Origin of the sequence: Mesorhizobium sp. L2C084A000, assembly GCF_000502875.1 — a bacterium.
Lineage (GTDB): Bacteria > Pseudomonadota > Alphaproteobacteria > Rhizobiales > Rhizobiaceae > Mesorhizobium.
The window spans coordinates 60,836-74,877 of the sequence record NZ_AYWX01000011.1 but is presented as its reverse complement, the minus strand read 5'-3'; the positions used below and the strand labels follow the sequence as shown (position 1 = coordinate 74,877).

The following is a 14,042-nucleotide window of genomic DNA, read 5'->3' as shown; positions in this document are numbered from 1 at the left end:
GGCGATGTAGGCGACCAGTGCGCACCGATCGGCAACGCGGCCACGGGGGTCGGCTAGATAGAGTGGCAGGAATGCCTAATCGGGGCTCCGTCTCGGAAGGGGCGTCGATGTATCGGAAGCGCTTCGGCTTTCGGCGCTGCATTCCTTCTTCACGAAGTCCATGGAGAATTCCCGACCACGGGGTTGAAAGATCGGCTTGTGATCGGAGTGAGCAGATCCTCCCCGACTGAATCTGCCAATAGGGTGTTATCGAGTCAACCGGGTCGAACTTGAGGTCGCGGGTCATCGCTGATCGGCTGCTCGTCGAGCTCGAGAGCTGCCAGCTAAAGGCAGAACACGGCGATGCCAAGAGCTCCGCAGTTGATGTGGACTCCCAGAGCTGGGAGTACAGACCGACGAGTTCCCGGCGGGCGAACTTGCCATTGGTAGCGCGCCAGACCAGTCGCGAGAAAGCCTCGATGAGAAGGCCCCGAGCCGCGCGCGGCATCGCCTACAGTGGCGTGTGGCGAGAGGGCTTCGAAGACGAGATCGAGTGTAAGATGGACGAGCTCGACACGCATATCGCGCAGTCCCTGCGATCGCGCCTTGTCCGCGGCGCTCGTGCGTGCGAACTGTTGGTAGATCGAGCTGACTAGATGAACCGGGATGGCATTAAAGCGGAACTGGAAGAGACGCCATGGCCGAACTAAGCAAGATCAATCCAGCCATCGCTAAAGGTAGGCGAACACGAGACGTTCGGACTCCGTGCCGCTGAAATCCTCAAATTGAATCGGCCGGACCGTTGGAGCTATCATCACCGGCTTGGCTTCCAGAGCTACGGAGCGGGTTGATTATCTGAACGTCCTCGAAGTCCTTTCCATTGTCGCTCACTACGACACACTCGTTGGCTTCGGCTACAGCGGCAATGATTGTGTCTAGGGCGCTCCGCGAACGGCCTCTGGCTTTGCCGTTGGCCATCAGCCGCGCCCACACGAGGCCGGCTTTCTCGTCGAACGATAGCACGCGGCCAGCGAACAGCGCTTGCGGGCCTTCGGAGCCCTCGAACCAAGTTTCAAGGCTGCTGCGCGTTTTCCCCTTCGGCTTCTCTAGGATGACTCGGCGAATTTCGGCGACAGTAAGCGAAGCAATGAAGAGGTCTTCGTCCTTCTGCGCGCCCATCCAGGCCAGCAACGAGCCCGAAGGCTCCGGCTTTATGACGTTGCTGATGATATTGGTATGAAGAAGGTAGCGCGTCACAGGTCGATCTTGCGCCCCTCTTCGCGCGGCCGGCTGAGGTCGAGATTGGAGCCAACCAGAGGCGAGCGACGCAACGCGGCGAGAATGCTGCCCGCTTTCGGTGGCTCACCCGCCACGGCTTGCTGTATGGTCCGACGAAGCTGTCGGGCATCCGGCCCGCTCTCCGTTAATTTTCGGGCAAGAGTTCGCAGTAGATCGCGGTCTGCGTCGAACGCCTGGATCTCGAACCGCGCGATGCCGCGCTCAGCCAGGCGAGAGCGATAGTTCTCGATGGCTCTCTTCTGTGCAGTGTTGCCCATCGCGTGCCTCCGGTTCTCTATCCGGATATATAGCCTTGGCTTCTTCGGAGCACAAGGTGCCCCGTCATCGGCCAGCACTGGCTCCTGCGCGAGGCGCGTTATTGATCAAAAACAATTTCCATCTTGTCGAAGCACTGTGATTGGCATCATTGTCGCGAAACGGAGTATTTCGCGTCAGGACAGGAACGCGATCAAAGCGCGACCGAAACGTGCAACAGCCGAAAAGCTTCGTGTGGTCGCCGGCGCGGCCCGCGAATCGGCTGTGCCTGCGTTGCCGAAGCCCGATCGACGCTTCGTCAATCTGGTCCTTGCTGGCGCGACAGGCCGCACGGGATTTCGTTCAAGCCGAAACGGATAGCCAAACGCGAGACCGCGTCCCGGAGTAAGGGGCCGCCTCATGAAGGTCGCGCTTGGCGCTCGCTAGTCAACTGGCAAACACCGAGACGCCTCGATCGAGGATCAGTTGCGGCTCTGCTGCTTGCGTGCTGAAAAGCAAGGCTGGACAGTCGTAGACAGCAATACCCACCCCGCGATCTGGGGCGCGTCGCTGTTGCGTCCCGGCCTTCAGGAGCTGATCAGCGATGCGATGGAGGGCAAATTCCTGATCGTGCTCGCAGAGGCGATGGATCGCCTGACGATGACCGCTGCAAACCGGGAGCAGGCCAGGCTGGGCAAACGTTGCAACAGATCCTTCAAGGAAATTCATAGACTCTTAGCAACTCCGGCTTGCTGTGAATGGTAGGCTTATTGCAACGTCTGAGGTCAGTGGTTCCAAACCGTCGCCCCGCTTATCTTCGACTGGCCCAACTGCCTGCAGGTTCGGCTAAAGGCAGGAAGAGCGCCCATTTGTTTGTTGGACACAGGATATCGACGGTCGTCACGGCCACCGAGATTTGTCCGGTCGTTGGACAACCTTCGAAATCTGCAGCTTCTGTGGAGACGCGAAATGAGAAATTCGGTAGGACTTGGTCCTGAGCCATGATGACACTGGTTAGTCGCCTACGCATGGCAGCGCATCCAGACCGCCTTCGAATCCTGGGCCTTTGTGCGCATGCGGACCTAACTGTCTGCGAGCTAGCGGAGATTCTGGGCGTGTGTCGAGAGCGGGTTGCGCGACACGTCCGGCTGCTCGCCAGAGCCGACTTTCTTTGCTGCAACGAACAGCCTCCGTGGCGCTCGTACCATCTCAACGTAGGATCCAACGACGGCGGGCTGGTTCAATTATTGGTCGATCTCCTGCCCCATCGCGACGGCTATCATAAACAGGACCTGCAGCGGCTCGAAGCGGTACGAGACACGCGGCCGAAGGGGACCGCGTGCTCGTGAAATAGGTCAATCCAATTGGAGCGCGAAGCTACCATGGACAACTCCGCAGACGGTGCGATCGCACAGCCCGACACCCACGGGCGGTCTTCCTTGGCCGCGGTTGATTGCCGCGTTCACGAGCTGCTTCTGAGACAGGAGCGGCAGGAGCGGACGACCCTCAAGCTCATCGCCTCAGAGAACTTTGCGTCCTCGGCCGTGCTGGAAGCGAACGGCTCGATTTTCACGAACAAGTACGCCGAGGGGTACCCCGGTGCGCGCTACTACGCTGGAAACGAGATCGTTGATGAGCTTGAGAATCTAGCCATTGAGCGCCTGAAATCACTATTTGGCAGCGAGCATGCCAACGTCCAGCCTTATTCCGGCTCGCCGGCCAACCAGGCTGTCTATCGTGCGCTTTTGAGTCCCGGTGACAAAGTCATGGGCTTGCCCCTTCCGGAAGGGGGCCATCTGACTCATGGTTGGGCCATCAACTTTTCCGGTACTGACTATCAACGCGTGCCCTATGGGTTGGATGAAACGACACAGCAGATTGACTATGACCGCTTGCGCGAGACAGCCAAGCGGGAACGGCCGCGGCTCATTTGGGTCGGCGGAACTGCTTACCCGCGTGTCTTTGACTACGCGGCAATGGCAGAAATTGCCCTGGAAGCGAACTCCTATCTCGTAGCCGACATTGCGCACATCAGCGGCCTGATTGCCGCGGGAGCGCACCCGAATCCCGTGGGCCATTGCGACGTGGTCAGCAGCACGTCCCACAAGTCGATCCGCGGTCCCCGCGGTGGCTTCATTTTGTCAAGGAACGAAGATCGCTATCAGGCCCTGTATCATACAAAGAGCAAATACAATCTCGCCAGACGAATAGACCGGGCGGTCTTCCCTCACCTGCAAGGCGGGCCTCACATGAATGCCATCGCTGCGCTAGCGGTTGCCTTGCACGAAGCCGCGAACCCGTTCTTCCGAAGCTACGGCCAACAGACGGTCAAGAACGCCAAGGCTCTGGCACATGCACTGCTTGAGCGAGGCCATGACCTGGTGACCGGGGGGACGGACAATCACATGCTGATCCTTGATCTTCGCAATCGGCCACTATCGGGCAAGGCCTATGCCGAGCGACTAGCAAAGGCAGGAATCATCACAAACTTTAATATGGTGCCTGGCGACCCGCGGGATCCGGCGGTCACAAGCGGAATTCGCCTGGGGGCACCAGCAGTGACGTCAATGGGCATGCGCGATGTGGAAATGGAGCAAATTGCTGGCTTCATTGACTCCGTCCTCCAGCGGCCAGACGACGAAGATCTCCATGCCTGCGTGCGAAGAGACGTTGCCGACTTGTGCGCTGCGTTCGAGGTCCCGGGCATCTCCGACAAGTAAGGTGGGCCAAGCAAAATGCCCATACCACATCCAACACCCGAAGCGAGGTATTCATGGCTAGGCAGTTCGTGTTCTCTTCCGAATCGGTTGGCGCGGGGCACCCGGATAAGTTGGCCGACAACATCTCGGATGCCATCCTCGACGCCATCCTCCGCACAGATCCCAAGGCGCGCGTCGCCTGTGAAGCGTTGGTAAAATCAGGGATAGTCGTTCTGGCTGGCGAGATTACCAGCGATGCCCAGGTGGATTACAGCCAAGTTGCGCGCGATACGATTCTCGACATTGGGTACGACGACGAGGCCGTCGGCTTCGACGGCCGGCGTTGCTCCGTCGTCCATGCCCTCACCGAGCAGTCGCCCGACATCAGCCAAGGCGTTGACGAGGGAAGAGGGCAAGACCTCCAGCAGGGAGCGGGAGATCAGGGCCTCATGTTCGGCTACGCATGCCGCGAAACCGATACCCTGATGCCTTTGCCGATCCAGCTCGCTCATCGCTTGACGAAACGGCAGGCGTATGTCCGGAAGGCACAGCTTGGCTGGTTGCGTCCTGACATGAAATCCCAAGTCTCAGTGCGCTATGAGGGGTTGCGCCCGGTCGCCCTGGATACCATCGTCGTGTCGACGCAACATGACGAGCAGGTCTCGCAAGAGACTGTCCGCGAGGGCGTCATTGAGGAAATCATAAAGCCTGTCCTGCCGACCCACCTGGAGACGGAAGGCATCAGAATTCTGGTCAACCCGACGGGGCGGTTCGTAGTCGGCGGGCCGCGCGGCGACTGCGGTCTCACTGGACGCAAGATCATCGTCGATTCCTATGGCGGGATGGGTCGTCATGGCGGCGGCGCCTTCTCGGGCAAGGACCCGTCCAAGGTTGACCGCTCGGCTGCCTATGCAGCCCGCTATGTCGCAAAGAACATCGTCGCTAGCGGACTTGCGGACGTGTGCGAGGTGCAGCTTGCTTACGCAATCGGCGTGGCCAGTCCGGTTTCCGTCATGGTCAACACGTTCGGGACAGCCAGGGTTGAGGAAAGCAGGATCGAGCGCCTCATTCTTGAGTTGTTCGATCTCAGACCGAAAGGCATTATCAAGATGCTTGATCTCTTGCGCCCTATATACCGCAATACAGCCACCTATGGCCATTTCGGCCGTGAAGAGCCTGATTTCACCTGGGAGAAGACAGACAGGGCGGACGAATTGCGTCGCGAGGCAGGACTAGCCGCCCCGTGAAGCCGCCGGCGAGCGAATTGGCAAGCGGAAAGCCCAAGCGGAGACATTGATGCCGGATTATGACGTGCTTTGCATCGGCAATGCCATTGTCGACATCATCGCCCAGTGCGACGACGCTTTTCTGGTGACCAACGGCATCATCAAGGGTGCCATGAACCTCATCGATACCAAGCGCGCCGAGCTGCTCTACAGCCACATGGGGCCGGCGATCGAGGCCTCCGGTGGCAGCGCCGGCAACACGGCGGCCGGCGTCGCCAGCTTCGGCGGCCGCGCCGCCTTCTTCGGCAAGGTGTCCAACGATGCGCTGGGCGAAATCTATGCGCACGACATCCATGCGCAGGGCGTTGCCTTCGACACCAGGCCGCTCGAGGGCGAGCCGCCGACGGCGCGCTCGATGATCTTCGTCACCCCGGACGGCGAGCGCTCGATGAACACCTATCTCGGCGCCTGCGTCGAGCTTGGGCCGGAGGATGTCGAGGCCGACAAGGCGTCTGGCGCCAAGGTCACCTATTTCGAGGGCTATCTGTGGGACCCGCCGCGCGCCAAGGAGGCGATCCGGCAGACGGCGAAGCTCGCGCACGAGGCCGGGCGCGAAGTCTCGATGACACTGTCGGATTCGTTTTGCGTTGACCGCTACCGCGACGAGTTCCTCGATCTGATGCGCTCGGGCACCGTCGACATCGTCTTTGCCAACAGCGACGAGATCAAGTCGCTCTACCAGACTTCGTCCTTCGACGAAGCGGTGGCGCAGATCCGCAAGGACTGCAAGATCGCCGCCGTCACACGCTCGGAAAAAGGCTCGGTTATCGTGCGCGGCGACGAGACCGTGGTCATCCATGCGACCGCCATCAAGGAGCTGGTCGACACGACGGGCGCCGGCGATCTCTACGCCGCCGGTTTCCTGCATGGCTACACGCAGGGCCGCGACCTCAAGACCTGCGGCGACCTTGGCTCGCTGGCGGCCGGCCTGGTGATCCAGCAGATCGGCCCAAGGCCAAGGCAGAATTTGCGCCGCGAGGCGGAACGGGCTGGGTTGCTGTAGATGCGCGGGCAACTAACCAGCCGCCCTACTGACGCGATCATCGCAGTGGCGGAACTGTGTCAAAGCTCGCTGATAGCGACAGCCATTCGCTTCGGAGAACTGACCGATTCTGCTGCCGTGAAGCTCGCTGGAAGAGCGGTGCAAGGCGGGCTTGCCTTGACGGCATTCACCGTCATCGAGATCGCCACCGGCATTTTCCAGAAGCTCAGCTTGGGGAAGGCCAGTAAGGTTCCTGAGGTAACGGAGAACTCGCGGCGTCCGTCGGAGCACTTGACTTGCGATCACGTCCCACGATGCCGAATGCGGGCAGACTGGTTCGCCATTGGTATGGGACCAGCGGAATTGGCAGCAGGGCTTCATCTTCGTCAATCTCGACGAGGCGCCGGATGTGGAGCCCGGCATTCGCGGATTCAGGAAGTGCTCGCCTGGCTGGTATTCACATCGCGGTCTGGCTTCCACGATTTTGGGATCGTCGAGGGCAACGAGGAAGGGATTCAAAAACGGGCCCTGACGGGCGGAAAGGGACTATCCCGCTCTCTCCGATCTCCGTGTCAAAACTCTTCGGCAGACGCAGGATCGCATCACGGTGCCCGGCGGCCTTGGCGGCAGCGACATAGTTTCAGTTCATTTCAACAGGTGCTGGCATCTACTGGGTGTATCTCTTATCCGAACAATCCAACAATTACCGCAAGCACGGTCCGCTCGATCGGGTCGCCAGCTATTTTCGCGATAAGCCGGTTCTTGAGGGCGCCGAAGCCGAAACGCGACAATCGGTCGCCATTTGCTCTGACGCTCGTCAGATTCTCGTCAGCAGGGGGTGTGCCAATCTGGGAATGCCAGTTGCTCCATCATGGGGAATATTCAACGGAGGCATGAAATGGACGCATTGAACAACGCCAACTCGCCGCGCCGGAACCTCACATGGCAAACTGGGGCTGTTCACGAACTAATCGCTTTTGAACAACCCCTGAGAGACTTGCCACAGGAGCGAGAACAACAAGCCGAAGTTGGCCCGTCCCGTCCTGTTGTCTCAGCCGCAGACCAGCGCTTCAACACGGCGGCCCAGCAGCCACATAGGAGTCTTATCGCAATTTCCAACCGCGGTGCGACTGTCAATTCTGATCAGCCCAAGACAGGCGGGCTTTCGGCGGCCCTGGAGTGCGTCGTGGAGCGTTCCGGCGCGGTCTGGGTAGGTTTTTCCGAGCATCTGGGCGACGGGGATAAGCAACAGGTGCCCCTCGTGCAGCGTGGCAAAGGTCAAATCGGGTGGCTCGATGGGCCGGCAGCGGACTATTCTCGGTACTATCAAGGTTTTGCAAATTCAATATTGTGGCCGGCGCTCCACTCGCTGCCGGACCGGATCTCAGGCTCGGAAGAGGATTATGAAAGTTATCGCGACGTCAATGCCTTCATGGCGCGCGCGGTGTCCGAATTGGGAGATAACGCAGTCTACTGGGTTCATGACTACCATTTCCTGCCGCTCGGCGCTGATTTGCACAGACTCGGCATTGACCGGCCGATCGGCCATTTCCTGCATACGCCATGGCCCGAGTCTGACATGATGGAGCGCGTGCCCAATTCTCGCGAGCTAATGAAATGTATGCTCGAGTATGATCTGCTCGGATTCCAGACCGACCGTGATGTGAGCAATTTCCTCGCCTGTGTCCAATCTCATTTGGGGCTGGAGAGCAAGAACGGGGTCGTTTTCTCGGACCATGGCCAGACGCAATGCCAAAATTTTCCTATAGGTATCGATCCGAAGCAATTCGAACAGTGTGCCGCAGATTCGCTTGAGGCGCAGAAAGCCTACATTTCGCAGTTGAAACTCGGCGGAGCAAAGCTAGTTATCGGCGTCGATCGGCTCGACTACACCAAGGGCATCGACAATCGGATTAAAGCTTTCGATCTGCTGGCAGTCGAGCCGCAACGTGTCTCGCTCTTGCAAATCGCAACTCCCTCACGTGGCGACATCCAAGCGTACAGCGAATATCGGCGCGACGTCGAAAGACTCGTCAATCAAGTCAACAACCGGCATGGCACGGACGAGTGGATGCCGATTATCTATGAGAACAGGTCGTTCACCCAAGCTGAGATATCGGGTCTTTACAGAGCCGCGCGTGTTTGTGTTGTGACGCCGTTGCGCGATGGCATGAATCTTGTGGCGAAAGAATACATTGCTGCACAAGATCCGAGCGACCCTGGCGTTCTGGTGTTATCGAAGTTTGCCGGCGCGGCCGAAGACTTCGGCGAGGACGCCCTGCTGGTAAATCCGAGGCTCTCCGACGAGATAGCTACCGCGATCTCAAGAGCGGCCAGCATGCCGCGCGAAGAACGCATCCAACGCTGGCGGAGGATGATGGACAAACTTGAAGCGTATACGATCCACCATTGGTCAGCGGACTTCGTTCGGCAACTGGACAGCAGCCGGGTTACGGTCCCTGCGGATCACTTCCACTATGTTGGCTTGGGCTGGATCAGCGAGGCCCAAATGCCTTCGTATCGGACCGAGCCAGAATTGCACACCGCGCTGACGCGTGCACTGGATAAAAACTGGGTCCTGCCGATCGTATGATGCAGAATATGAAGCACGCGAGCTTTGCCTGCATTTGCGCATCCCTCAATGCCGAGCGCTTGGAGAGAGAGATACTTATCCTGACCGCCTGAATGCGGCTTAAGCGGCTTATCGGGACCACAGTCGGGCTTTGCATCAGACCCTTGAGCCAGGCTCCGTCAGTGTGGTCTCTTGCCGCCGAGCGGAGTCATCACGATTGCCTAGTCACCCGTGATGACGACTGGCGTGCCAATTCCCCTCGGACCACGGTTTGGCGCTCACTCCGAGAAAACCGCTTCTACCACGCACGCACGGCTTGCGGCCGCATCGTTAAACATCGCCACCAATGCGATCTTCTGCATTCTAATGACGTTGTCACGCGCTTGAAGTCTTGTCCGAAATCCTTCATCGGCGACCTGCGAGGGATGTCGCAGCCCGACAGGGATCCATTAGTTGGACAATGGTGGCAGCGGAGCAGCGCCGCCAATGGGCGACTGAATATTTCACAATGTTAGACAAGCGTAAAAGCGAAATCACATAACGACATAAACATTTCGTTATGCGTCATTGACAAAAGAGCGGACTGCTGTGATTGTCTGCGTGTCGTGGTTCTCGCGTGCGGCGCTGCCGCAGCGGAGCTAAGAGGGAAGCCGGTGCAATGCCGGCGCTGCCCCCGCAACTGTTAGCGGCGAGCCAACCCCACTCATGTCACTGAGGCGAATACCCTCAGGAAGACGGGTAGAGGCTATGACCCCGCGAGCCAGGAGACCTGCCACGGCGAATTACGTCCACGGGCGGGGTGTCTCGGTGGCCGCTGCAAGCCGGCGTTCGTGCCGGCCTGCTAGCGCCTTCCTTGTCATCGGCGCCCCAACCATCGGGGTATGACATGACTGACTCTCAGGAAATTCCTGTAGCAACGCTCGGCGTGCCGCGCTTCGGTCGTCGGCGAGAACTGAAATTCGCGCTTGAAAGCTACTGGTCCGGAACATCGTCCGCTGGCGACCTTCTCACGACGTCGAAGGCGCTCCGTGCCGCTAGCTGGGAAGAGCAGCGCGATCGCGGCGTGTCGAAAATCCCGTCGAACGACTTCTCGCTTTACGACCATGTGCTCGACACCGCAGCCATGGTTGGGGCCGTTCCATCCCGTTACGGCTGGAATAGCGGCGAGGTCCCACTTGACATCTACTTCGCAATGGCGCGCGGCAACCAGGGTCAGACGGAGGATTGTGGACACGCTGGTCACCAGGAGGAGGCTCATGGACCTGGTGTAACCGCGATGGAAATGACCAAGTGGTTTGACACCAACTACCACTACATTGTGCCGGAACTCGATGATGATCAGACCTTCGCCCTCTCGTCATCGAAGCCGGTCGATTACTTCCTCGAGGCTAAAGCTCTCGGCATTCACACACGCCCAGTCATCCTTGGACCCATCACCTTCCTCAAGCTGGCGAAATCGCCTGCCGAGGGGTTCGGTCCCATCGCGCTCCTACCGCGGCTGCTGCCCGTTTACGAGCAAGTCCTGCAGAAGCTGAAGCTGTCGGGAGCCGACTGGGTGCAGATCGATGAGCCAGCGCTTGTCCTCGATCTGAACCCGAACGAACGAGCTGCGTTCGAATTCGCCTATGGCCAGCTGTCGAAAGCCGCGCCCGAGCTGAAGATCATGCTGGCTACGTATTTCGGGTCGCTGGGAGACAATCTCGAAACCGCGGTTTCTCTGCCCCTGGCCGGGCTGCATATTGATCTCGTGCGCGCTCCCGAGCAGCTGGAAACGGTGGGTCGGCTCGCTCCGAAGGATCTGGTGCTCTCGCTTGGCTTGATCGATGGCCGCAACGTCTGGCGTGCGAACCTGCCCGCCATTCTCGACCGCATCAAACCGATCGTCGCCGGCTGGCCCTTGGACCGCGTCGAGATCGCGCCTTCTTGCTCGATGCTGCATGTGCCGATTGATCTGCGCATGGAGACGGAACTCGACGCCGACATCAGGTCGTGGCTCGCCTTCGCGGCCCAGAAGACCGACGAGCTGGTCTTGCTGGCCCGGGCCCTGTCCCAAGGCAGGGATGCGGTGGCAGGCGCGTTGAAAGCGTCTGCCGAGGCTGCCGCCACGCGCGTGACATCCACGAGGATCCATGACCCGCTTGTTCAGGGGCGGATCGCTAGCATTGAGGACAGCGCGAAGCGACGAGAGAGCGCTTTTGGCGAGCGCTCCAGAGTCCAAGCCGGCTCACTCGGGCTGCCGCCGTTCCCGACGACGACCATCGGGTCCTTCCCGCAGACGCCGCAGGTACGCAAGGCGCGGGCCGCTCATGCGAAGGGCCAGATGAGCTATGTCGACTATGAGACGTTCCTGAAGAAGGAGATCGAGGCTGCAATTCGCTGGCAGGAAGAGATCGGGCTGGACGTGCTGGTGCACGGTGAGTTCGAGCGAAACGACATGGTACAGCATTTCGGCGAGCAGTTGTCCGGCTTCGCGCTCACCCAGCATGCCTGGGTACAAAGCTATGGGTCGCGCTACGTGCGTCCCCCCATCATTTTCGGCGACGTATCGAGGCGCAATCCGATGACAGTGCGCTGGTGGCAATTCGCCCAGTCGCTTACGGAAAAGCCCGTGAAGGGAATGCTCACAGGCCCAGTCACCATTCTCAACTGGTCTTTTGTTCGCGACGACGTACCCCGCTCCGAAGCCTGCCGCCAGATCGCGCTCGCCATCCGCGACGAAGTGACGGATCTCGAAAGGTCCGGCGCAAGGATGGTCCAGATCGATGAGGCCGCGTTTCGCGAAGGATTGCCACTGCGCCAATCTGACTGGAAAGTCTATCTCGACTGGGCTGTCGAATGCTTCCGGATCGCTTCAACGGGTGTAAAGGACGCGACTCAAATTCATACCCACATGTGCTATTCGGAGTTCAACGAGATCATTCACGCGATCGCTGAAATGGATGCGGATGTCATTTCGATTGAGACGTCGCGCTCGAAGATGGAGCTGTTGGACGCCTTCACGAGCTCCAAATATCCGAACGAAATCGGTCCCGGCGTCTATGATATTCACTCACCACGCGTCCCGGAAGTCGGCGAGATTTCGGACTTAGTCATGCTTGCCCGCGAGCGACTGTCCGACGGCCAACTGTGGATAAACCCGGACTGTGGCCTCAAAACACGCAAATGGGAGGAGGTCCGCCCTGCCCTCATGAACATGGTCGCTGCAGCACGCGCGCTCCGGCAGAAAGTGCAGGCGTAAGGCTTCTCTTCCTCACCGTGTGGGGAGTTGCCGGCTGGCAGATGTCGGCCGGGAATATGCCAAACCGATCACACTCTTGAAAATAAGCCACACGGCGAAAATGTGCAATTTTACTTCGGCACGTGTCCTCATCCCGCAGAAATATAAATGTGACACCACGCTATAGTTATTGGTCCTTGGGAACATACAGGCCCCGCGCCTCGAACAAATCGTACACACGTCGTTTCTCAACGTAGACTGCTTGGCATGTTCGCTCAGGCGGCGACAATATATGATGCTGCATATGATGCTGCGCGTCTGTCCGCTTCCCCAGTTGATTTGCGCAGACTACGGGCGAGGTTGCAGGTTTCGGGTATTGCTAGCGTGTCCCGCCAATTCGGAGATGGACGTGGCAATTCGTGTGGCCCAAGTAAAAGCCGCAATCATTTTCGATTGCGACGTCCGCAGCCAGTTGGCCCTTATTTTCCTAAGATCTGCGTTACAGGCCGGGGCGTTGTCGCCGTTTCGGAGGGTAAGATGGGATAGGTGACCTCGGGTGCCTCTCCGGTCAGCGAGTTGAGGAAGGCAACAAGCAGATCAACTTCTTCGTCCGCCAGTACTACGCCAAGCTGGGTGGTCCCCATAATAGCGACGGCCTGTTTCAGATCCCAAACCTTGCCCGAATGAAAGTATGGCGCGGTGAGTGCAACGTTGCGCAGCGGCGCCACGCGGAAAACATAGTAGTCATCGGCTGCATTGGTGACCGCGAATCGGCCCTTGTCTTTGTCCGGCAGGACCTCGGCGCTGGGCTGTTCCACGAGGCCAAAGGGGAAATAGGCTTGCCCACCAACGTTGATGCCGGCATGGCAGGACGAGCAGCCTTTGTCCATGAAAAGCGCCAGGCCCTGTTTCTGTTCGGAAGTCATGGCAAGCTCATCACCATTCAGGAAGCTGTCGAACGGGGCCGGTGTGACCAATGTCGCCTCGAAGGCTTCGATCGCCTTGGCGAAGTTGTCGAAGGTGACCCGATCGGCTTCAGCCGGAAAAGCTGCATCGAACCACTCGACATATTGCGGCATGGACTTGAGCGTGGCGATGACTTGGTCCGGTGTATTGGCCATTTCGATGCCAGCTTGGACCGGTCCCTTCGCCTGAGCCTTCAGGTCTGCGGCACGACCATCCCAGAACTGAGCGATGTTGAAGACAGCGTTCAGTACAGTCGGCGCGTTGCGCTGTCCCTTCTGCCAACCATGGCCGATCGAGGTTTCGTGATTGTCGTCGCCGCCCGTGGCCAGGTTGTGGCACGAGTTGCACGACAAAACGCCTGACGCCGAGACGCGTGGATCGAAGAACAGTGCCTTGCCGAGAGCGATCTTTTCCGGGGTGTTCGGGTTGTTGGCTACTGTCGGCGTGGTGGATGGCAAAGCCCTGAAGGTGGCCAATGCCGTATCTCTGAGGTCGGTGGGGATCGAATCCGCAGCAAAGGCGGTGGGTGCCAGCAAGGTGACAGCCATCGTTCTGAATAGGATTTTCATAAATGGTCTTCCTGCGTCGTGCACGCAGCCACTATGCGATCTGCGGCTCATGAACGCCCTGAGCTAGATCAGTTGAGGGAGAGGATCGGGGTCTGGCACCTGTTTTCGCGGCTGAGCTGGGACCCTCTTGGAAGTGATCGCTCTTCTCGATTGGACTTCAGGGAGGAGGAGTATCCCTGCTCGACAACCGTTTGTATGCATCAAAGCACGCCCTGGCGGCGGCTTCGTAGATTCGGTCA

Annotated in this window: 9 protein-coding genes, 1 pseudogene and 1 riboswitch; of the genes and pseudogenes, 7 read left to right on the top strand and 3 right to left on the bottom strand. The window is 59.1% G+C overall.

Annotated features, from left to right (window positions below; all coding sequences use genetic code 11):
- Window positions 1-759: 759 nt before the first annotated feature.
- Both X735_RS144130 and X735_RS144135 read right to left on the bottom strand, forming a co-directional pair.
- On the bottom strand, window positions 760-1,236 hold the full coding sequence (locus X735_RS144130) for a PIN domain-containing protein (protein WP_023812687.1): 477 nt from the start codon (window positions 1,234-1,236) through the stop codon (window positions 760-762).
- Window positions 1,233-1,535: a hypothetical protein gene (locus tag X735_RS144135; protein WP_023671839.1), complete on the bottom strand. Its 303-nt coding sequence runs from the start codon at window positions 1,533-1,535 to the stop codon at window positions 1,233-1,235. Before X735_RS144135 ends, X735_RS144130 begins: the two co-directional genes overlap by 4 nt.
- A 436-nt stretch (window positions 1,536-1,971) precedes the next feature.
- On the opposite strand from X735_RS144135, the pseudogene X735_RS144140 reads away from it, so the two are divergent.
- The 7 genes and pseudogenes from X735_RS144140 to metE form a co-directional block, all read left to right on the top strand.
- Window positions 1,972-2,277 (top strand): annotated as a pseudogene (locus tag X735_RS144140) (recombinase family protein); the annotation flags it as partial.
- A 236-nt stretch (window positions 2,278-2,513) separates the two neighbouring features.
- Window positions 2,514-2,861 (top strand): ArsR family transcriptional regulator, encoded by a 348-nt coding sequence (locus tag X735_RS1000000167885; protein ID WP_023812685.1) that lies wholly within the window; start codon window positions 2,514-2,516, stop codon window positions 2,859-2,861.
- Between the two features lie 33 nt (window positions 2,862-2,894).
- A complete protein-coding gene (gene glyA / locus X735_RS144145) occupies window positions 2,895-4,232 on the top strand; it encodes a serine hydroxymethyltransferase (protein ID WP_023812684.1) in 1,338 nt (445 codons plus the stop codon).
- A 53-nt stretch (window positions 4,233-4,285) separates the two neighbouring features.
- Window positions 4,286-5,458: a methionine adenosyltransferase gene (metK, locus tag X735_RS144150; RefSeq protein WP_023812683.1), complete on the top strand. Its 1,173-nt coding sequence runs from the start codon at window positions 4,286-4,288 to the stop codon at window positions 5,456-5,458.
- A gap of 49 nt (window positions 5,459-5,507) precedes the next feature.
- Window positions 5,508-6,500: an adenosine kinase gene (locus tag X735_RS144155; protein ID WP_023812682.1), complete on the top strand. Its 993-nt coding sequence runs from the start codon at window positions 5,508-5,510 to the stop codon at window positions 6,498-6,500.
- Window positions 6,501-7,377: 877 nt separating this feature from the next.
- Window positions 7,378-9,072 carry a trehalose-6-phosphate synthase gene (locus tag X735_RS01000000166140; protein WP_050592723.1) on the top strand — a complete coding sequence of 565 codons (1,695 nt, stop codon included), beginning with the start codon at window positions 7,378-7,380 and terminating at the stop codon, window positions 9,070-9,072.
- 568 nt (window positions 9,073-9,640) lie between these two features.
- Window positions 9,641-9,843, top strand: a riboswitch (cobalamin riboswitch).
- A gap of 94 nt (window positions 9,844-9,937) precedes the next feature.
- Window positions 9,938-12,289, top strand: coding sequence for a 5-methyltetrahydropteroyltriglutamate--homocysteine S-methyltransferase (gene metE, locus X735_RS144160; RefSeq protein ID WP_031213554.1), 2,352 nt, complete (start codon window positions 9,938-9,940; stop codon window positions 12,287-12,289).
- Between the two features lie 458 nt (window positions 12,290-12,747).
- Here metE and X735_RS144165 read toward each other — a convergent pair whose 3' ends face one another.
- Complete coding sequence (locus tag X735_RS144165) at window positions 12,748-13,803, bottom strand: cytochrome-c peroxidase (RefSeq protein WP_023812678.1); 1,056 nt, start codon at window positions 13,801-13,803, stop codon at window positions 12,748-12,750.
- Window positions 13,804-14,042: the final 239 nt, after the last annotated feature.

What these genes read in the sequence shown, in the direction of transcription:
- X735_RS01000000166140 (WP_050592723.1), top strand. Translation starts at nt 7,378, where the DNA reads ATGGACGCATTGAACAACGCCAACTCGCCGCGCCGGAACCTCACATGG.
- metK (WP_023812683.1), top strand. Translation starts at nt 4,286, where the DNA reads ATGGCTAGGCAGTTCGTGTTCTCTTCCGAATCGGTTGGCGCGGGGCAC.
- X735_RS144165 (WP_023812678.1), bottom strand. Translation starts at nt 13,803, where the DNA reads ATGAAAATCCTATTCAGAACGATGGCTGTCACCTTGCTGGCACCCACC.
- X735_RS1000000167885 (WP_023812685.1), top strand. Translation starts at nt 2,514, where the DNA reads ATGATGACACTGGTTAGTCGCCTACGCATGGCAGCGCATCCAGACCGC.
- X735_RS144155 (WP_023812682.1), top strand. Translation starts at nt 5,508, where the DNA reads ATGCCGGATTATGACGTGCTTTGCATCGGCAATGCCATTGTCGACATC.
- metE (WP_031213554.1), top strand. Translation starts at nt 9,938, where the DNA reads ATGACTGACTCTCAGGAAATTCCTGTAGCAACGCTCGGCGTGCCGCGC.
- glyA (WP_023812684.1), top strand. Translation starts at nt 2,895, where the DNA reads ATGGACAACTCCGCAGACGGTGCGATCGCACAGCCCGACACCCACGGG.
- X735_RS144135 (WP_023671839.1), bottom strand. Translation starts at nt 1,535, where the DNA reads ATGGGCAACACTGCACAGAAGAGAGCCATCGAGAACTATCGCTCTCGC.